This is a genomic window from Ruegeria sp. G5 (genome assembly GCF_056533365.1).
The window spans coordinates 34002-54054 of the sequence record NZ_JBQFOK010000016.1 but is presented as its reverse complement, the minus strand read 5'-3'; the positions used below and the strand labels follow the sequence as shown (position 1 = coordinate 54054).

Annotated in this window: 18 protein-coding genes; 10 read left to right on the top strand and 8 right to left on the bottom strand. The window is 55.9% G+C overall.

Features of this window, described 5'->3' with window-relative positions:
* Positions 1-1545: DUF7507 domain-containing protein (locus ACR0BD_RS19530; RefSeq protein WP_480832931.1), on the top strand; the 1545-nt coding region annotated here is incomplete at its 5' end.
* Between the two features lie 472 nt (positions 1546-2017).
* On the opposite strand, the gene ACR0BD_RS19525 is transcribed toward ACR0BD_RS19530, so the two are convergent.
* From ACR0BD_RS19525 to ACR0BD_RS19505, 5 genes are all read right to left on the bottom strand, one after another.
* Positions 2018-2749 carry an amino acid ABC transporter ATP-binding protein gene (locus ACR0BD_RS19525; protein WP_480832929.1) on the bottom strand — a complete coding sequence of 244 codons (732 nt, stop codon included), beginning with the start codon at positions 2747-2749 and terminating at the stop codon, positions 2018-2020.
* A complete protein-coding gene (locus ACR0BD_RS19520) occupies positions 2746-3606 on the bottom strand; it encodes an amino acid ABC transporter permease (protein WP_480832928.1) in 861 nt (286 codons plus the stop codon). Before ACR0BD_RS19520 ends, ACR0BD_RS19525 begins: the two co-directional genes overlap by 4 nt.
* Positions 3607-4431, bottom strand: coding sequence for an ABC transporter substrate-binding protein (locus tag ACR0BD_RS19515; RefSeq protein WP_480832926.1), 825 nt, complete (start codon positions 4429-4431; stop codon positions 3607-3609).
* 97 nt (positions 4432-4528) lie between these two features.
* Positions 4529-5251: a glutathione S-transferase family protein gene (locus ACR0BD_RS19510; protein WP_480832925.1), complete on the bottom strand. Its 723-nt coding sequence runs from the start codon at positions 5249-5251 to the stop codon at positions 4529-4531.
* On the bottom strand, positions 5238-5846 hold the full coding sequence (locus ACR0BD_RS19505) for an NAD(P)H-dependent oxidoreductase (protein ID WP_480832923.1): 609 nt from the start codon (positions 5844-5846) through the stop codon (positions 5238-5240). Before ACR0BD_RS19505 ends, ACR0BD_RS19510 begins: the two co-directional genes overlap by 14 nt.
* Before the next feature lie 114 nt (positions 5847-5960).
* Here ACR0BD_RS19505 and ACR0BD_RS19500 point away from each other — a divergent pair, with 114 nt between their 5' ends.
* From ACR0BD_RS19500 to ACR0BD_RS19480, 5 genes are all read left to right on the top strand, one after another.
* Complete coding sequence (locus tag ACR0BD_RS19500; protein WP_480832921.1) at positions 5961-6335, top strand: winged helix-turn-helix transcriptional regulator; 375 nt, start codon at positions 5961-5963, stop codon at positions 6333-6335.
* Between the two features lie 235 nt (positions 6336-6570).
* Positions 6571-7521, top strand: a complete 951-nt coding sequence (locus ACR0BD_RS19495; protein ID WP_480700191.1) for an ABC transporter substrate-binding protein — start codon at positions 6571-6573, stop codon at positions 7519-7521.
* 84 nt (positions 7522-7605) lie between these two features.
* Positions 7606-8643, top strand: a complete 1038-nt coding sequence (locus ACR0BD_RS19490) for a quaternary amine ABC transporter ATP-binding protein (RefSeq protein WP_480700190.1) — start codon at positions 7606-7608, stop codon at positions 8641-8643.
* Positions 8636-10225 (top strand): ABC transporter permease, encoded by a 1590-nt coding sequence (locus ACR0BD_RS19485; RefSeq protein WP_480700189.1) that lies wholly within the window; start codon positions 8636-8638, stop codon positions 10223-10225. Before ACR0BD_RS19490 ends, ACR0BD_RS19485 begins: the two co-directional genes overlap by 8 nt.
* 50 nt (positions 10226-10275) lie before the next feature.
* On the top strand, positions 10276-11250 hold the full coding sequence (locus tag ACR0BD_RS19480; RefSeq protein ID WP_480832918.1) for an arginase family protein: 975 nt from the start codon (positions 10276-10278) through the stop codon (positions 11248-11250).
* Here ACR0BD_RS19480 and ACR0BD_RS19475 read toward each other — a convergent pair.
* Together ACR0BD_RS19475 and ACR0BD_RS19470 are read right to left on the bottom strand one after the other, a co-directional pair.
* On the bottom strand, positions 11247-12215 hold the full coding sequence (locus ACR0BD_RS19475; protein ID WP_480832916.1) for an agmatinase: 969 nt from the start codon (positions 12213-12215) through the stop codon (positions 11247-11249). The two genes, ACR0BD_RS19480 and ACR0BD_RS19475, sit on opposite strands and share 4 nt — an antisense overlap.
* A gap of 60 nt (positions 12216-12275) precedes the next feature.
* Positions 12276-13793, bottom strand: a complete 1518-nt coding sequence (locus ACR0BD_RS19470; RefSeq protein ID WP_480832914.1) for a trimethylamine methyltransferase family protein — start codon at positions 13791-13793, stop codon at positions 12276-12278.
* A gap of 182 nt (positions 13794-13975) precedes the next feature.
* Here ACR0BD_RS19470 and ACR0BD_RS19465 point away from each other — a divergent pair, with 182 nt between their 5' ends.
* Positions 13976-16411 (top strand): GcvT family protein, encoded by a 2436-nt coding sequence (locus ACR0BD_RS19465; RefSeq protein ID WP_480832912.1) that lies wholly within the window; start codon positions 13976-13978, stop codon positions 16409-16411.
* Between the two features lie 90 nt (positions 16412-16501).
* Positions 16502-17473, top strand: coding sequence for a LysR family transcriptional regulator (locus tag ACR0BD_RS19460; protein ID WP_480700184.1), 972 nt, complete (start codon positions 16502-16504; stop codon positions 17471-17473).
* Here ACR0BD_RS19460 and ACR0BD_RS19455 read toward each other — a convergent pair.
* Positions 17470-18495: a LacI family DNA-binding transcriptional regulator gene (locus tag ACR0BD_RS19455; RefSeq protein ID WP_480700183.1), complete on the bottom strand. Its 1026-nt coding sequence runs from the start codon at positions 18493-18495 to the stop codon at positions 17470-17472. The genes ACR0BD_RS19460 and ACR0BD_RS19455 overlap by 4 nt on opposite strands.
* 138 nt (positions 18496-18633) lie before the next feature.
* Here ACR0BD_RS19455 and ACR0BD_RS19450 point away from each other — a divergent pair, with 138 nt between their 5' ends.
* Together ACR0BD_RS19450 and ACR0BD_RS19445 are read left to right on the top strand one after the other, a co-directional pair.
* Entirely contained in the window at positions 18634-18819 is a 186-nt protein-coding gene (locus ACR0BD_RS19450; protein ID WP_480700182.1) for a hypothetical protein, read from the top strand.
* 25 nt (positions 18820-18844) lie between these two features.
* The gene (locus ACR0BD_RS19445; RefSeq protein WP_480700181.1) at positions 18845-19990 is read left to right on the top strand and encodes a TRAP transporter substrate-binding protein; all 1146 of its coding nucleotides are present in this window, start codon (positions 18845-18847) and stop codon (positions 19988-19990) included.
* Positions 19991-20053: the final 63 nt, after the last annotated feature.

Here is a 20053-nt window from a genome sequence, read left to right as displayed (position 1 = left end):
GACAACAGCATCGACAACACGGCCACGGCGAACAGCGCGGAGACGGATGAGGTCTCTGACAGCGCGCAGCAGCCGATTGATTACCTGCCTGATCTTGAGATTGAGAAGACGATCACGGGCGTTACGGATGTGAACGGGAACGGGTTCACGGATGCGGGTGATGAGATCAACTACAGCATCACGGTGACGAACACAGGGAATGTGACGCTGACGGATGTTGTGGTTGAGGACCCGCTTCTTGGGGGTGTTCTGGCCTCTGGCGAGACGTTCGCGGTGGGTGCTGAAGAGACCTATATGGGGTCTTACACGATCACGCAGGCGGATGTGGACAGCCAGGGGGATCTTGAGCCTGACGACCTTGGCGATGACGATGATGACAACAGCATCGACAACACGGCCACGGCGAACAGCGCGGAGACGGATGAGGTCTCTGACAGCGCGCAGCAGCCGATTGATTACCTGCCTGGTATCGACCTCGTAAAACTTGTCGATGTTGGTGATGGAAACGGTTTTCAGGATGCAAATGATCCCAGCGGCCCAGAAGCTCAAGTTTCCGGTGGAGACGCAACTTTCCGTATTGAGTTGACCAATACTGGCAACGTGACGCTGACAGGTCTCACGATTACCGATTTCGATAGCTCGACTGGAGACATCGATCTGTCGGGCTTTACTCTTATCGAGTCTGGCGACCAAGACGGTATTTTGGATGTGGGTGAAAGTGCATATCTGGAATACTCGCTAGCGATCACGGCTGGTCAACATCTGAACACGGCGAGCGTCACAACTGATCAAGGTGCTTCTGACGACGACCCGGCCTATTATTTCGGCCTTGAAGACGAAGGTCCGGGCGTGCGTACTCCTGGTGGATGGGGGAACAGCTTTAAGCTGCTCAGCTACTGGGATGGAGTGGAAGGTAATGAAATCGAACCTGAGAAAGATGAATTTCCTGATGGTGAACTGACGTACAACGTTCGTTACGACAGTGACGGAGACGGAGATATAGATGAGAATGACGAAATCTATAATCCAGACAACGACTTAGACACCGTAGATGCATTGCTCATCGGGGACTACAACAAGAATGGTTATGCCGATAATGGCGAAACGGTAATCTTGGTTGATCTCGATGACGCGCTTGATCTAGTCCGGAACGAGGCTGACACGTCAAAACAAAACAAAATAGATGATGTTGGGCGACAAGCCGTTGCAACCTGGTTGAACTACCTGGCTGGAAACTCAATCACAGATGGTGATGCAGACATTGATAGCGATGACGCCGAATTCTGGCTGGATGAGGCTGTGGATTGGCTGCTGGAGAACGCAGATGGTGCACCCGTCCCTAACGGGGATTCCAAGTTTGATTTGAATGGTCCCATCGTAAAGGCGAAAAGTGACGCCTGGAAAGATGGAGGCAAGGACATCTTGGACGCGCTGGACGAGTACAACAATGACGGTACCGTAAATGGTGAGGTCAACGCGTTGGATGCGGACGAACCATCTACGTCGACATCTTTGCTTTCAGGCGACCAATTCGATTTCGTATGACCCATGTTGCGAAACGGGGTTTCGTCTTAGTTTTCGCGAAAACCTAAAAAAACGGCGGAGGGGGATAATTCCCCTCCGAACCTTAACTGCCAAACAAGCGTTGGGCGGTTTCCAATCGGTTGCGCGATCTAGCGCAATCCAGAACCTGTATGTAGTTACTGAATAAGTGCGGATTTTTTTATTCATCAAATAACCGCGCTTTTTCAAAGCCGCAGATGCGTACCTTAGCTTTCACTTTCCAATCGAGCCAGACCAGAGGCCACCACACAACCTGTAGAACTTTTGGCGAAAGAGTGTCTGGTTAGAAATTAGATACGGCCTCAAAAACTGGAGCCGCTTCCGTGATGTTAGGCTTTGCGTAAGAAAGTCATTGGGGCAGCTAAAGCACGAATTCTGATCAGAGCTTAGCGAGGGTATGGTTCCACGAAGGGCTGCTTGTCCGGCAGACCGCTGGCGACATTCATGTCTTCCCCTAAAGAACCCGCGACAAAAACGCCTTGGTGCGCGCTTCGCGTGGGTTGGTGAAAAGCTCTTGGGGTGGACCTTGTTCCAGGATGCGTCCGGCATCCAGGAAGCACACTTTGTCAGCAAGCTCTCGGGCAAAGCCCATTTCGTGGGTGGCAAGAACCATCGTCATGCCCTGCTTGCGCAAGTCGCGAAGAACGTCCAGGACTTCACCGACCAGTTCGGGATCCAGAGCGCTTGTGATCTCGTCGAAAAGCATGATCTGGGGCTCCATTGCAAGTGCACGAATGATTGCCACGCGCTGCTGCTGACCGCCGGATAGCTGGTCCGGGTAGTGTTGCATCCGGTCGCCCAAGCCAAAGCGTGTGAAAAGCTGCGTCACCTTTGGGCGCAGGGCGTCTCGGCTTAGTCCGTGTACACGTCGGGGGGCAAGCATTACGTTTTCTGCGGCGGTCATGTGAGGGAAGAGGTTATAGCTTTGAAACACAATGCCGATCTTTTGGCGTACGGGTTGGGGATCCAGGCCGGGTTCGGAGATATCAGCTCCATCCAACCAGATCGTCCCGTCATCAATTGGTTCCAGCAGGTTCATGCAGCGCAGAAGTGTGGATTTGCCAGACCCGGATGCCCCTATCAGGCAGACCATCTCACCTTCGGCGACATCGAGATCGATGCCCTTACATACCTCGTGTTCATCAAACCGCTTTCGAACGCCGCGCAAAGATAGCTTTGCCTTCATGTGCGCGCCTTGTTTTGTTTGTTCATAAGATAGTCAGCGTATCGCGTGGCCGGGATGGTCAGCGCCAGAAAGATCAGTGCGGCGCCAACATATGGTGTGAAATTGGCGTACAGAGATTTATAGACACCGGCCTGACGAAAAATCTCAACCGGGCCAATGAACGACAAAAGTGCCACGTCTTTCTGCAAGGCGATGAAAAGGTTCATATTGGCGGGAACCACGTTGCGTATGGCCTGTGGCAGCACCACATACCGCATCGTGTCACCGTCACTTAGGCCGAGCGATGCCGCGGCGGATCGTTGCGATTGATGCACAGAGTCGATGCCAGAACGGATGACCTCTGCCACGTAGGCCGAATAGACCAGAACCAGCGCCAGGGTTCCCCAGATATAAGGGCTATTCCAAGGCCGGGGCAGGCCCAGACCCGGAATGCCAAAGCCTATTATGTAGATGACAAGGACGACGGGAAGGCCCCGGAATATGTCGGTATAGGCTATTCCGAACAAACGTAGCGGAAACAAAGCTGGCGCACGTGTGTCCCGGCAAAGTGCGATTGCCAAGCCGGTGATCGCGATAAGCGGCGCAGACCATGCAAAGATCATCACATTCACTAGAAAAGCGTCCAACAACCCGGGAAAGGTGGCAGCGAACACCCGGCCATTGAAGAACGCGCGCTGAACCGCGTCCCAGCCCGGAGCAAGCGGGATGAGAACGATCAGTGCAACGATAACACTGACTGTCGAGATCAGAGCGATCCGGTTGGATTTTCGTCGTACGCCCGCCTCGTACAGATCCCGGCGCGTTGGCTTCGAGGACGGGTGTTCGGACGAGCCGCTTTGCACTGAGGTTTCGTTCATTTACTTGATGACCGGAACACCCGTCGCCTCGGACAGCCACTGGGCCTCTATTGCGGCAAGCGCGCCGCTTTCGGTCAGTTCCGTAATGGCGGCATCGACGCATTCTTTCAAAGCGTTACCTTCTTCCATCAGCAGACCGAACTGATCGGGGCTTTCCGATTGATCGGCTGGGAACTGACCCAGCAACGCGCCGCCCTCTACCACCACGGCTGACAGGTACAGTGCAGTTGGCAAATCATAGAGCGCTGCATCAATCTGACCGGCCATAATGGCGGCGTTTACATCAGCATTGTCGTTGTACAATAGCGGATCATCCGACGGTTGGATCACGTTGTTCAGCATGGGAATTGCGGTTGTCGTCGCCACGGCACCCCATTTCAACCCTTTCAGACCCTCCAGCGTCGCTTGCGCGCCGTTGTCGACAACGTTTTGCGTGGTCAGAACAGCCATGGCAGACGTGTAATAGGGCAGGCTGAAATCGACCATCTCCTCTCTCTCGGGTGTGATCGAGTATTGCTGCATATTGAAGTCGAAGTTCTTTGCACCGGGTTGAATGGCTTCGTCAAAGCTGGTGCGAACCCAGCTGACGCTGTCTTTGTCAAACCCCATCTTTTCTGCGATGGCATAGGCAACCGCAGCCTCAAACCCCTCGCCGCTTTCCGGCGCGTCGTTCATGACCCAAGGGTAATAGGCTGGGTTGCCTGTGGCGATCGTCAAAGTGCCATCGGTCAAGGTCTTACCTGCCGCACAGGTTTCACCGCCTGCGGCAAACGCCGAGGAAGCTGAGAAAACCAAGGCCAGACCCGTCAAAGCAATCCGTTTCATTCAAACGACTCCCTATTTTTTGATTTCGCACAGGTTCTTACGCGCGAACGCATTTGTCTAGGGTGAGGAATGAATGGAACGGGGTGTGGCCATGCACTTAAGTTTCGGGTTTAACATCGCCTGCAAAACGCGCGGCATTCTCCTTGGCAAAATCTGACGCGTCGGCATTTGCGTCCCAAAACTGAGGGTTCGCCTTGGGGATTGTCAGGGCTTTCTGGACTGCGGGCCGCGCGTCGATACGCTCGAACCAATCGTTCAGATGCGGCAAACCTTCGACCGAAGCGCGTGCCCAGACATAAGCGCGGGCCCACGGGTACAGCATCATGTCTGCGATTGTGTATTCGTCTGCTGCAATCCACTCGCGCCCCTCAAGCCGTGCGTCCATCACTTCCAGCAGTCTGCGGCTTTCATCTACATAGCGGCGGATCGAGAATGGCTCATGATGCCCGTTGGGGGCTGCTATGTGTTGAAAATACATGGCCTGTCCCATCATGGGACCGATATGCCCGACCTGAAACAAGAGCCACTGCATGACCTCGGACCGTTTGACCGGATCCGATGGCAGGAACTGTCCGTATTTCTCGGCCAGATGCCACAGGATCGCGCCGCTTTCGAAGATCGCGCGGTTTTCCGTTCGGTCATAGATCGCCGGGATCTTGCCATTGGGGTTGAGCGCCAGGAATTCGGGTGTTTTCTGTTCCTGTTTGGAAAAGTTGATATGCGTCAGGTCATACGGCACGCCCGCCTCTTCCAGGAAGATAACCGGTTTGTAACCGTTCATAGTACCTGCGGTGTATAGATGGATATCAGGCTGCGACATGATCGACCTCTTTGAAAATGGTGTTCAGATGTGTTTGGAAACGCGCGAAATCTGCCTCGATCGTCGGATTCTTCATAACATCGAATGCGGCAAATGTGGGTAATGGCTGCAAAGCCATGAATTTGGCCGTCAGGTGGATCGGTTTCAGCAGATCGTCTACGCTGTCACCGGTAAAGAAGGGCTCGGCCGGATTCTCAAATGCGTCCCGTGGGGCGTTGAATGTGACTGAGAGCATGTATTTCTTGTCGTGCAACAAGCCACCCGTCCCGTAATTCGCCGTGGGCTCTTGGCTGGTCCGGCCGTCGCCGTTTGCAAAGCGGCCATCCATTGCAGCCGTGTAAATTTCGTCCATGTATTTTTTGAAAACCCATGGAACACCCATCCAGTTTACGGGAAACTGCATGATGATCGTATCTGCCCAAAGATGCGCATTGATCTCGGATTGGAGGTCATAGCCCTCGGCAACCGTCGTGACCCTGACATTGTGACCTATGGCCACCAACTGCGCCCGCGCCGCCTCAGTCAAGCTGGCGTTTAGTTTGCCGGGCGCAGAGGGGTAGGGTTGCGTACCGTTTAGAATGAGAATGTTGCTCATGCTTTTGTCCTTGGAAAATAGGCTTAGCCGTTGTTTGTCGAAAGTTGGGGGTGGTGGAGACAAAAAGCAACCAGTATACTTTTAGTAACCTAGTGTTTGAATAAGGGGTATGTCATGCGCGCAAAGGTCAACGTAGACGGAAGCGGGCGGCGTCAAGCTGTCGATGCTTGCCTGGAACCTTGTGCGGTTGAACGTGGCATGCGCATCATAGGTGGTAAATGGACGGGGTCTATATTGTGGCACCTCAAGGACGGGCCGGTCCGATTTAACGATTTGTCCCGTATGATCGGCGGGGCCAGCAAAAAGATGATCACCGAGCGCCTGCGCCAGCTTGAAGCGCAGGGGTTGGTAAGTCGGCAGGTCTTGCAGACCTCACCGGTTTCGGTTGAATATTCGGTTACAGAGTTGGGGCGCACAGCGCTGGGTTTTTTGGATGAAATCAGGCGCTGGAGCGAGGCTTTGCCCAGTGCGGTTTCTCAAGAGCGCTGAAAATTTATTCGAAAAAACAAAAACAAATCTATGATAATGCCGGATACACGTTTTTGTCTGACGTAATGCTTGATGGGTGGCGCATCGCTATGCTTCAATTTTGCTGCCAACCCAGCGTGTAAAGCTGCTGGCCTAATAACCGGGAAGTTGTTGCTTTCCGACACAGTTTGCAAAGTGCGGATCCGACAGCAGTCGAAAAAAACAGCACTGTGAACACCCAACATGGAGATACCAGATGAAAAAACTAGCCACGCTTATGGGAAGCGCAACCGTTATCGCCGCAGGTCCTGCGCTTGCGGCAGATATCGTGATTGGCGTACCGAACTGGGCTTCGGTCAATGCGACTGCGCATATCCTTGAAGCTGTGATCGAAGATAACCTTGGCCTGGATGTTGAACTGCAGAACGGCACAAATCCGATTGTGTTTGAGGCGATGGATTCCGGTGCAATGCACGTTCATCCCGAGGTTTGGATGCCCAACCAGCAGAACCTGCATGACACCTATGTCAAAGACAACGGTACCGTTGTGATGAACGAAAACCCGGTTCAGGCCGAGCAGGGTATGTGCGTTCCCACAAGCATTGCCGAGAAGTATGATATCAAGTCCATCGACGATCTCAGCGATCCGGACAAGATGGCGATCTTTGACACCGACGGCAATGGAACCCCCGAAGTATGGATCGGGGCACCCGGCTGGGCGTCGACCGTAGTGGAAAAAATCCGGGCCAAGTCCTATGGCTATGACCAGATTTTTGATCTGACCGAATATGAAGAAACGATTGCCTATGCCAACCTCGCAAATGCGACAAAGGCGGGTGATCCATGGATCGGGTTCTGCTACAGCCCGCACTACATCTTTGTCACGCAGGATCTGACAGTTCTGGAAGAGCCAGCCCACGACCCTGCAACCTGGACCATCGTCCAGCCCACAGACGATCCGGACTGGCTGGCAAAATCCGAGGCGTCGTCGGCCTGGAATGGTGCCACACTTCACCTGCACTACGCCAAAGAGCTGGAAGAAAGCTATCCAGAGGTTGCTGCCCTGTTCCGTAACTATCAGATGAACGGCGACGATCTGAGCGCGATGGGCAAGGCGTTGGCTGTGGACAACATGGAGGCCGCTGATTTTGCTCGCGAGTGGGTGGCCAATAACGAAGACACCGTTATCGGCTGGCTAACGAACTAAAGTTCAACTCCGAGGGGCCGTCGCGATAAATCGCGGCGGCCCTTTGCTTATAGGTCGGGGGCAAACCCCGCAGATGAGGGGCAAATGGACGATCCTGTCGTAAAACTGGAAAATGTCTGGAAAATCTTCGGCGCGCGCGCCGAAGAGGCCATGGCCGCGGTTCGGAGTGAGGGGATCGGTAAACCCGAAGTTCTGGAAAGATACAACTGCGTCGTCGGTGTTCAGGGCGCAACCTTCGAAGTGCCGCGTGGAGAGATCTTTTGTATCATGGGCCTGTCTGGCTCTGGCAAGTCGACACTGGTGCGCCATGTCAACCGATTGATTGAGCCGACGGCGGGTAAGATCGAAATCATGGGGCAGGATGTCTCTAAGATTTCAGAGGCCGAGCTACGCCGCATCCGTGCTCAGCAGATTGGTATGGTCTTTCAGCACATGGCCCTGATGCCGCACCGGTCGGTGCGCGATAACGTGGCCTACCCGCTGGAAATCCGCAAAGTTTCAAAGTCCAAGCGTTGGGCGGTTTCTGATCACGCGCTGGGACTGGTGGATTTGACAGGTTATGAGGACCGCCTGCCAAAAGAGCTGTCAGGCGGGATGCAGCAGCGCGTGGGTATCGCTCGCGCTTTGGCCTCAGACCCCGAGATTTTGTTGATGGACGAGCCGTTCTCGGCCCTCGACCCACTGATCCGGCTACAATTGCAGGATCAGTTCAAGGCTCTGGTGGCACAGCTGAAAAAGACCACGTTGTTCATTACGCATGATTTGGACGAAGCCATCCGCATCGGCCATCGCATCGCCATTATGAAAGACGGTGTAATCGTTCAGATCGGGACCCCCGAAGATATCGTGATGAACCCGGCCGACGATTACGTGCGCGAGTTCGTTCAGGGGATTTCCAAGCTGAAGCTGGTCAAGGCCCATTCGATTATGGAACCGATGGAGAGCTATTCGGGCAGCCTTGAAGGTGCTCCGCGCGCCGATGAAGGGGCCGATCTGGACCAGTTGATTGATCTTGCTGTCAGTTCAGACTTGCCGGTTGTGATAACGGATGCGGGTGGCGACGTGGGCGTTGTCACCAAACCACGTTTGCTGCGCGGTATTCAGGGGGGCAAAAATGACTGATGCAACGACGGAACTAAAGGTCACCGCCGCCTCGGATATCGAAGTCGACCGCGATGCGCTGGATCGCTCGATTCAGGAATTCGCAGGGCCAAATGGCGACTACTACGTTGAGACGTTCCACAAAATCCACGACAACACCAGTTTCTTGCCCCGCACGTTCAATCTGTGGGCTGCGGTTCTGGGCCCGCTTTGGGCGTCATCGCGCGCGATTTGGGGGATGTTCTGGGCCTTTCTGATACTCGAGATCATTGCCTGGGTGCAGATCGGGCGTGGTTTGTGGGGCACGCCGGGGTCTGAATTCCTGGAACGCGCGGCCGCACAGACAGAAACTATGCAACGCCGTCTGGAGCAAGCTGCAGAAGCGACGGACCAGGCCGACATTGATCGCTTTACCAAGCTTGCGGACAACATGCAGCGCGCCATCGACACTAATCTGGAACGGGTCGAACAGGCGCAGGCCGAAGCAACCGGCATTATGATCACAGGTCTCATAATGCTGGCGTTTTTCAAACTGATTCAGGGGCTCTACGCCAACACCGTTTATGAAAAGCAATACTCTCGCTGGCGGATAGACCCTGACCATACCGAAAGCGGGCGGTCAACGCGTAACGCTGTCTTGGGGGCTGTTCTGACCTTTGCGATCGCACCGCTGGTCATCTATCGCTTTACCGTCAACGCGTCGATGGCCGCGCTTGAGGCTTTTCCGGACCGTCAGGTTTCGGAATACGTATTGGGTGAGGGCAACGGGACACTCTTCAGCGCTGTGGCGTCCTGGATGGAGGTTCGTATCGATGCCGCGGCCATTGCCGGCGACGATGTCTTCGATGGCATCGTCACGGGGGTTCGTACCGTACTGGACGGCTTGACCATCGCATTGAATGAGACCCCATGGCCGGTCGTGATGCTGGTCATTGCCGTGACAGCATGGCGATCAGCGGGTCCGCGCGTGGCGGTATTTACAGTCGCGGCGATGGCTTACATGGCACTGCTTGGGTACTGGGCGCTGGCTATGGAAACGCTGGCTCTGGTCGGGGCCGCGGTGTTGCTGTGTGTTGTGATCGGCATTCCGCTGGGCATTTGGTTCGGCAAGTCGCGACGCGCCTACCGGATGGCCGAACCTGTGCTGGACCTCATGCAGACCTTGCCGGCTTTCGTTTACCTGATCCCCATCATCGCGTTCTTTGGTACCGGCAACCCACCCGGCATTCTGGCCACGATCATTTTCGGAATGCCGCCGGTGATCCGCCTGACTGCGCTTGGGATGCGGGGTGTGCCTGAAAGCATCAAAGAAGCGGCGGATGCCTTTGGCGCGACGCGCTGGCAAAAGCTGAAGGATGTTGAAATACCGCTGGCGCTTCCTTCGATCATGGCGGGTGTGAACCAGACCATTCTGATGTGCCTGTCCATGGTTGTGATCATCTCGCTGATCGGTGGCGGCGGATTGGGGCAGGAAATTCTTGAAGCGTTGCAATTCGCGGCCAAAGGGCCGGGGCTGCTGGGCGGTTTTGCCATTCTGTTCCTTGCAATGGTCATGGACCGGATCATTCAGGGCGCCTTCAGGCGAGAAGACGAAAAAGTCTGAACCAAGCGCCCTCGGTTGCCGGGGGCGTTTTTCTTTGACCGGAGGCAGAGATGACCGACCGCTATGAACAGTCGATGATGGATAACCTGTACTGGTGGGGTGTGCCGACGTTGTTTCGTTGCCCCAACCAAGGTCCCGAAGGGCAGGATATCGCACTGGTCGGCGTGCCCCATTCGACCGGGAATGGAACGACCGAGCGCGATCAGCACCTTGGCCCACGGGCCCTGCGTCATGTCTCGGCCGTCCAGCGACGTGTGCATTCTGTTTTTGAAATTGATCCATGGACTAGCGCCCGGATTGCTGACGTGGGCGACGTGCCGTTTCCGCGTGCCAATGACAACGAAGATTGCATCGAACAGATCACGACCTTTTTCAAAACAATAGATGCCGCCGGTGCACGACCAGTTTCGGTGGGCGGCGACCACTCGATCACCGGCGGGATTGTTCAGGCTTTGGGCCGGGGTAACTTGGCGGGTGGAGAACCGATCAGCTTTCTGCATCTGGACGCGCATACGGACGTTTTCACCAAGGTAGACCACTTTCTGGGTGCTAAGAAATCTGCGGCCCACTGGGGGGCGTATCTGGCCGATCAGGGGCAGGTTGACCCAACCCGTTCGATGCAGATCGGCCTGCGCGGCCATCCACGCAGTCTGGATTGGCTGCAACCGTCTTATGACTATGGCTACAACATCGTCACCATGCGCGAATTCCGCCAGCGCGGGCTTGAGGACGTGGTGGCGCAGACGCGCGAGGTTCTAGGGGATCGGCCAGTCTATGTCACTTTTGATCTCGATTGCCTCGACCCGACCGTAGCGCCTGCAGTGTCAAATCTTGAACCAGGTGAGAAAGGGTTCGATATTGATGAGGCCGTTTGCATTCTGCGTGCGGCGCGCGGGTTGAATATCGTGGGCGGAGATGTCGTCTGTATGATGCCAACGAAGGACAGCCCCAACAACATCACCGCGCTGACAGCCGCAGCGGTGATGTTCGAGATGATTTCCATGATCGCTGAAAACGTCAGTTAGCAGCGCGCATTGACGGCTTGTGCCAAAACACAAAGCAGTTCGAACATCAGCGATATCCCCAGCCACGCGGTGCCGCCGCTTGGATCAAAGGGGGGCGAGACCTCGACCAGATCGGCCCCCACAAGGTTCACCCCGGCCATTTGGCGTATCACCTGTTGCGCCTGAAAGCTGTTTGGTCCGCCGATCTCGGGTGTGCCCGTTCCGGGGGCAAATGTGGGGTCCACGAAGTCGATGTCATAGGTGCAGTAGGTGGGTTCAGAGCCGACGATGCTGCACACTTCGGCCATAACGTCACTAATGCCGCGGTCGAACAGTTCTTCGATGCGTATGATGCGAATGCCCTGTGCCTCGCCCCATTCCACATCCTCGGTGTTGTAGGCGGTGCCGCGAATGCCGACCTGTACGAAACGCTTGGGGTCGATCAGCCCTTCCTCGACTGCGCGACGAAAGGGGGTGCCGTGCGTGAACTTATGCCCGCCGAAATAGCTGTCGAACAGATCGGTGTGACTGTCGAACTGGATCAATCCCAGTGGACCGGATTTAGCCAGTGCACGCAGGACGGGAAGGGTGGTCAAGTGATCCCCCCCGGCGGTCAGAGGGGTAATGCCTTTTGCTGCAAGCTCCGCAAAAAAGGCGGTCACACGATGAAGCGTGTCTTCGATATCGACTGGGTTTGGTGCGACGTCACCCACATCGGCGCAGTTCACCATTGAGAATGGCGAAACCCCGGTTACAGGGTTCATCGCGCGGATCATGGTCGAGTAGTCTCGCAATTGGCGCGGCCCATGTCGCGCGCCGGGTCGGTTCGTGGTGCCGCCGTCCCACGGAATTCCGACCAACCCAATATCGACCTCGCCAATCCGCTCATGATCGGGTGTCATGCCGGGCAGGCGCATGAAGGTCGGCACGCCTGCAAAGCGCGCGAGTTCCATTGCCGAGACTGGCTGAAAAAAGGGGTCGGTCATATGGGCCTCATTGATCAGACGTTCCCTTGACCCTAGCCGCCGAATGCGCGTTGAGAAAGATCAATTGAGGATACGAAACCGCGCGCGTATTTCGGCATCCTGCGCAGCTGTCAGGTACTGAGGGTGATGCGTGGCAAGAACCTCTCGCGCGCGTTCACGGGCGACTGTCCATGCGTCTGCGGCCCCTTCGTCGGCCCATGTGCGCGGCTCGTTTCGGTCGGCCAGTTCCGGATAGTAGTAATCCCGTTCCATGGCGGCATAGGTGTGCGTGCTGCCCAGAAAATGCCCGTCGCCCAGAACGGATTGGCAGATGGCGTCGAACCCAAGGTTTTCCTCGGTCACTTCGATCCCACGCAGCGCGCGGTAGGTGTGGGCATGCATTTCGTTATCCAATACGAAACCTTCGAAACTGGCACCCAACAGGGAAGCAGTCATCCCTGAGCTTTCGTAGATCAAATTGCCCCCGGCCAATGCGGCAGCCAGCGAAGTGATCCCTTTCTCAGCCCCATATTGCGCATCGATGGCCTTGGCGTCGGTCATCGACGCAGCGACCCCCGATGGCAGCCCCAGCCAGTTCGTAATCTGCGCCGAGGCCGCGTTTAGGATCGCGGTTTCACCGCTGCCACCTGCAAAGGATCCGGTTCGCAAATCTACAATGAACGGCCAGTTGGAAAACACCATCGGAAAACCGGGTTTGATTGTGTTGACCATGACGAGGCTGGCCAGTGTCTCGGCCAGAGATTGCGCCAGAAATCCGGCCAACGTTGCCGGGGCTGTCGCACCTGCCTGAGCAGCGGTAATGCAGGACATGGGGATGTTGTGAGCTACGCATTCATAGACCACATCGACGGCGTCCTCACCGTAGCGCAAAGGCGAGATAACCGGGCTGATATGAGCCTTCAGGAAAGGGCGCTTGGCGAATTCGCCGGGTCCGCCGGCGACGATATCCAAAAGCTCGACAATCGGAGCCACATGCTCTGCCAGAGTGAACGAGGTTGCGATCGGTTTGGTCGTGTTACGCACCAGCGCATAGACTGTATTGATGTCCAGGTCACGGACATCCGGTACATCTGTCGCAACACAGCAGCGGGTAAACCAACTGACATTGGCCAATGTATCCTGCAAGCGCGTGAAATCGTGCAGATCGGTCAGCGTGGCCGGTCGATATATCCCGCTGTCGATATCCAGCGTCTGAACCGCTGCACCACCGGTGCCGAAATACACCCGGTCACCACCCACAGTGATCGAACGCGCTGGGTCGCGGCCATGAAAAACAAAGCTTTTGGGTGCGGCGGAAATCGCGCCCTCGACCATGTCGCGGGGAAAAAGCAGGCGCCCGGGTTCGCCCGGTTTGGCACCGGCAGCCAACAGATCCCGGGCCAGACGATCTGGTACGTTGCCCATGCCCAGTTTTCCAAGCAAACGAATTGCTGTGTCGTAGATTTGCGTGATCTCGGGCACTGTTAGCGGTTTGAACGCCCCGCCGACCTGACCGGGCGGACAGGGATCTATGACAGGTGCAGCGGCGCGCTGCGCGTGCCGGGCACGTCTTCCACTTCTTTTGCCGCTTGCTGTCATGCGGTTCCTTCTCTGTTGCCTTTCGCAAACCCTAAGCGTCGAAATGCAACCTTCGCAAAGGCGAAGTGCAATTTGCAGAATCCGCAATCGCGGTTTCGATTTTTCAATACAAGTGACTGTCCTGTTGTCGCCAGAACCCCTTGTTCCGCAAAACTTGAACCGAAATAGCGGGAGAAGAGCGGATGAAGTCGCGCACCAAAGTGGTTGTGATCGGAGGCGGAATTGCTGGGTGTTCAACGCTCTACCATCTGACGCAGGAAGGCTGGAGCGACGTGGTCCTGGTCGAGCGGAACGAGCTGACCTCGGGGACCACGTGGCATTCCGCCGCGCAGGTGACGAATTTCGGTATGAACCAAACCATGGTCGGGCTGAAATCGCATTCGATCCGATTGTATAAAGAACTGGCCGAAGACCCGGACTATCCTATCAACTACCACCACGGCGATGGGGGTATCCGACTGGCCAATACCGAAGCCCAGATGCAGGGGTACCGCCATTTCGCCTCGATGGCGCGGGGCATGGACGTACATTTTGAGGTCATCGACGCGGCAGAATGCGCACGCCGTCATCCGTTGATATCGACTGAAAACCTGATCGGCGGGCTGTGGGACCCGCTGGACGGAGACATCGACCCGGCGCAACTGTGTCAGGCGCTGGCGCGACGTGCGCGCAAGGCCGGGGCGGAGGTCTATCGCAACACGCCCGTGATTGGCTTGAGACAACACGCAGACGACACTTGGACCGTCCAGACGGAACACGGTGACATAGACTGCGATATCGTGGTCAACGCCTGTGGCTACCGCGTCAACGAAGTGGGCGCGATGATGGGTGTGCACCATCCGGTATCGTCCATGGAACATCAGTATTTTCTGACTGAAGAAATTCCGGCGATCCGCGACGCTGGCCACCGGATGCCCCTGCTGCGCTGTCCGATCAGCGACTATTATTGCAGGCAGGAAAAGAACGGTTTGCTGCTGGGGTTTTATGAACAGGACTGCAAAACCTGGGGAATGGACGGGATCGATCCGAATTTCGTCAACGCGCTTTGCCCGGACGATCTGGATCGCGTGACGGATGTGCTTGAAGGCGCTTTTGCCCGGATGCCTGCCTTGATGGAGGTTGGCGTACACACGGTGGTCAATGGCCCGATCACCTACACGATTGACGGCGCGCCTCTGGTAGGGCCGATCCCCGGCAAGCGAAACGCGTTCTGTATTATCGGGTTGCGTGCAGGGCTGGGTGAAGGGGGTGGTCACGGCTGGCTATTGGCGCAGCAGATTGTACACGGCGAGGCGTGCTACGACACATGGTGCCTTGATCCACGCCGATTTGCAGGTCACACCAATGTCGAGCTGACGGCGCTAAAGGCCATCGAAGACTATCAGAACGAGTTTCGGTTTCACTTTCCGCATGAACATCGCCCCGCTGGACGGCCGGCAAAGACAACCCCCCTGACGCCTGTTTTGGCGGCCGAGGGGGCTGAGTTTACGGTGGTCAATGGATGGGAGAGGGTGGATTACATCAAGCCGTCCTCTGATTTCTCACCGACCCTCAGTTTCGATTTTGACGAAACCTTTGATGTGGTGGCTGCCGAGGTTGAGAATGTGCAATCCGGTGTTGGTATCGCCGAAGTAAACGGTTTCAACAGGATTGAAATAACGGGTGCAGATCGTCATGCGTTTCTGGACCGGCTCTTTTGCGGCAAGTTGAACCGCCGCGCTGGCCGTGTTGGATTGGGGTACCTGCTGAACCAACACGGGATGGTCAAGGCCGAGGCTACGGTGGCGAACTTACCTGCCAGCGATCGCGGCCCCGAACGTGTCTGGTATGGCTCAGCCGCTGCCAGCGAACTGCATGACATGGACTGGCTGATCCGCCATCGACGCGCCGGAGAAGACGTGCAGATACGTAGTCTGACCAACGACCATACAATTCTGATACTTGCTGGCCCAAAGGCGCGCGCCGTGCTGTCAGGTTGCGCTAGGGGGGACTGGTCAGCAAAGGCTTTCCCTTGGCTTAGTGTGCGCGAGTGTTTCGTCGGCATCGCGCCCGCTGTGGTCATGGGCGTCAGTTTTTCTGGCGAGTTGGCATATGAAATTCATGTCCCAAACGCGTCTCTGTATGCAGCGTATCTGGCACTTCGGCAGGCCGGAGAAGCGCACGGAATACAGCTTTTTGGCGCTCGCGCGGTTGAGTCGATGCGCATGGAGAAAAGCTTCCTTCATTGGAAGGCCGATCTGATCACCGAGTTTGATCCGTTTGAGACCGGGCTGGACCGCTTTGTAAATCTGGAAAAGGAGGAGTTTGTCGGTCGCGAAGCCCTTTTGGCCCGTCATGCCGAAGGGCCGCGCAAGAAACTTGTGGTGCTGCAAATTGATTCTACGCAGGGCCCGGCGCATGCAGGTGCGTCGCTGATGCACGAAGACGGGGTTGTTGGAACGATTACTTCAGGTGAATGGGGGCATCGCACCGGCCTCAACCTAGCACATGGGTTCCTGGCGCCGGAATTCTCTGCCATCGGTTCTGAGTTGGAACTGGACCGGTGCGGCGAACGTGTTCCGGTTCGGGTGATTGACCCGTCACCCTATGACCCTGGTTTCAGTCGGATGAAGTCCTGATCGTTCCTTGCGGCATCCATTTCTTCGTTGCCGCAGGGTGCAATCTCTGGTTCCATAGTTTCGAAGAAGTCGAAACTATGGGTGTCGGATATGTCGAAATCTCTGAGCCTCCGCTGGCTGGAGGTGTTTCAGCTCATTGCCAAGTCGGGCTCAATTCAGCAAGTCGCATCTGAGACGGGGCTGTCGATCAGTACTGTTTCAAACCATCTGCGCAGCCTTGAAAACGCCCTTGGAATTGAGCTGGTCGACCATAGCCGTCGTCCGATGGGTCTGACCCCGGCGGGCGAAGTCTTTGCGCGCTATGTCCGGGACGGTTTGACCACCCTACGGCGAGGCGAGGCCGAGATTCGCACCGGAAACTGGCGCCACGCTACCGACTTGCGACTGGCCTTAATCGACGATTTCGACAATCAAATTGCGCCGGATCTGTTCAGGTTTCTGGCACAAGCCCTGCCGCGCTGTAATTTCCGCCACTTCACACGCCCCAGCCATGAAATCATAGCCAAGCTGCAAGAACACAAATTGGACGCTGGTGTCGCAACGCGCCCGTCCGAGCGAACAGACGGGCTGATTGAATATCCGTTGATGCGCGATCCGTTCATTGTGATCCTACCCAGCGGCTTCGAAGGCACAGCCGAGGCATTGTTCACCCCAGATGCCGATCTGCCCTTGTTGCGGTACTCGCGCGACTACATGATCGGCAAACAGATCGAGATCCAGCTGACCCGAAGCAAGTACAACTTACCGAACCGGTTCGAACTGGAATGCAACCAGTCGATCATTGGGTTGGTCGCCGAAGGTGCCGGCTGGGCCATAACGACGGCTGCTTGTTTTCATCGTGCCCAAAGGTTCCATGACAACGTGCGCGCCATCCCGTTCCCTGGCCGGAACTTTGTGCGCACGGTGTCGCTGTTTACAACCGAAGTGTATCCCGAGACCACCTCGGCTTTGATCCAAAAGGCGATGGGGAAATTGATCCGACAGCACTTCACCGGCCCAATGTGCAGCAAACATGAATGGCTGAAGGATGATTTCAGAACGATGGAGGCAGAGGCAGCTTAGACCCGTGAAGGTGGGCCAAGGGATTTTCCGTCAATGATACCGGTCGCCAATTGTTCACCGGTTCCGGCAGATTGATTTTCTACCATTTCCACAAGCTGAAGTGCTGCCTTTCGGCCCATTTCACGATGCGGAACGTGAACCGTGGTCAAGGCAGGCGTGACGATGCGGGCCAGTTCGATGTCGTCGAAACCGGTGATCGATACGTCTTCGGGAACCTTGAAGCCTAGGTCTTGTGCGCGCCGTAGCGCTCCGACCGCAAGCACATCGTTGCCGCATAGAACGGCCGTAGGTGGTTCAGCATCAGCCATAAGCTCAGAAAACGCCTCGGACCCGTGTTCAATTTCGTATGGGGTTTCTTTGATCCGAAGGTCTGCTGGGTCGAGGCCGCTCTGGCGCATTGCATCCTTGACGCCTTCAGCCCTTAGGCGGGCCCGATCGTTGCCAAGGCGAATACCTGAGATCACCGCTAAACGTCGATGACCCAACCCTATGACGCGGTTTGCCAGAGCACACATGGCGGCCCGGTTGTCGAAACCGATGGAGGGTAGGCTTGCGCCCTCCAGATAGGACCAGGCGACCAGGGTCGGGATTTTACGCCGCTCAAGATATTCATAAATTTTGGGGTCGCGGTCGTGGCCAATCAACAGCAAACCATCCACGCCGCGGGCGGTCAGTGTTCGAATTTGTTCTTCTTCGATGTCGGGTTTGTAGGCCGAACTTGACACAAGTAGGGTAAAACCGCGCTGATGCAGTTCTTCCTGAAAGGCTTGCAGACCACGGGCAAAGATTGCGTTCTCCATCGTTGGGATGATTGCGCCGATCGTAAAGCTACGTTTGGCTGCCATGACCCGCGCTGCGAAATTTGGTGTATATCCCAGGGAGTCCACGGCTGACTGGACCTTTTGCCGTGTTTTTTCCACGACGCGATCGGGATTGTTCAGGCAACGAGACACAGTTGCCGTCGAAACACCGGCCATCTTGGCGACATCATCCAGCGTTGGTGTGGACCTTAGTTTCGACATTTCCAAACCCGAAATTCACGTTCTCCAATAACTCTATGCGCAAGCACGGCGTATTGAAAGCAGATATGTAAGCGCTTGCATTTTGTATGTAAGCGCTTACAAATGAAATTGAGCCGAATCCAATAGGGAACCCGGAAGATGTTTCTGTATGCGTCAATGATCGTATTCGTCGTCTATTTTGCGAATGTTTCGATGGGCGCTTTTGCGAACAGTGCATTCCTCGGGGACGTGGGAGAGATGTTGGTTCTATTCGCGGCGTCGATTCTGTTCGTTGTCGCAATTCTGAAAAAGGAGGCTGACCGCGACGAAAAAAGCGACGGCTGAATTTTTTGCTTGGGAGGGCAACTTAATGAACGACGACAGAAAAGAACTTGCATCTGCAGAGCGGCGCAATTTCCTGAAGCTAAGCGCCACTGGTGCTTTTACGGCTGCGTTGGTGGCCGGGGCAGGGGGGGTCCTGTGGTCCTCTGAAGCAGCTGCGCAAACCGCCAAGGAAGAGCGTGAACGCGAGCAGGCCGCAGAACATGTGATGACAATTGCAACAGCTTATGTTCTGGGTGCCTCGCGCAGTTACCCGATCATGCAACTGGACCTGAAAGAGAACATTCAGAACGCGACCAATGGCAAGGTATACGTCAAACTAGCACCGGGCGGTCAGCTGGGTGCAGGCGGATCGCTGGTTCAGAAGGTGCAGGGTGGTACCATTCAGGCGGCACAGCATTCCCTGTCTAACTTTGCTCCGTTCGCGTCGACCGTTGACCTAATCAACATGCCGTACCTTTGCGGTTCGAACCAGAAATTTACCAATCTTGTTCATTCGGACACATGGCAAAACGAGGTGCATCCCAAGGTCGAAGCTGCAGGCTTCAAAGCACTGTTTTATGTGGTGATCGACCCGCGGGTTGTGGCTGTACGCCAAGGTGGAAACGCCATTATCACTCCGGGTGATATGGGCGGCGTCAAGTTCCGTGTGCCGGGCTCTAAGATGCTACAGCAATACTACCGTATGGTCGGAGCGAACCCGACACCCGTCGCTTGGGGAGAGACCCCCTCGGCCATCAAGCAGGGTGTCGCGGATGCGCTGGATCCGTCTGTCGGGGCGCTGTTTGTCTTTGGGTTCAAGGACATCCTCAGCCATGTGACCTTTACGCAGGCCGTTCCGGACAGTCAGGTTTATTCCTGTAACCTTGAATGGTTCAATTCGATGCCAGCCGACGTGCAGGATGGCATCATGTGGGGGTCCGAGATGACCAGCCACCAGAACCTTGCCAAGGTTCCTTCGGCGCGGGCCTATGCAATGGCCGAGTTGAACAAGGCCGGTGTCGAGTTCCATTCTCTCAGTTCGGATCAACTGGCCGAGTGGGAAGATGCTGGCGGATATCAGAACGCAGAATGGGATCCGTTCAAGACAGAACTCGCCGGGTCGATGGACGCGTTCGAAAAGCTGGTCGAGGCGGCCGGTACGCAGGGCAAGTACTACGTCCACGACGCTTGATCCGATCCGGGCGGGCGACCGCCATCACCTCATGCAGTCAGGCCGGTAAAGACCCGGAACAGA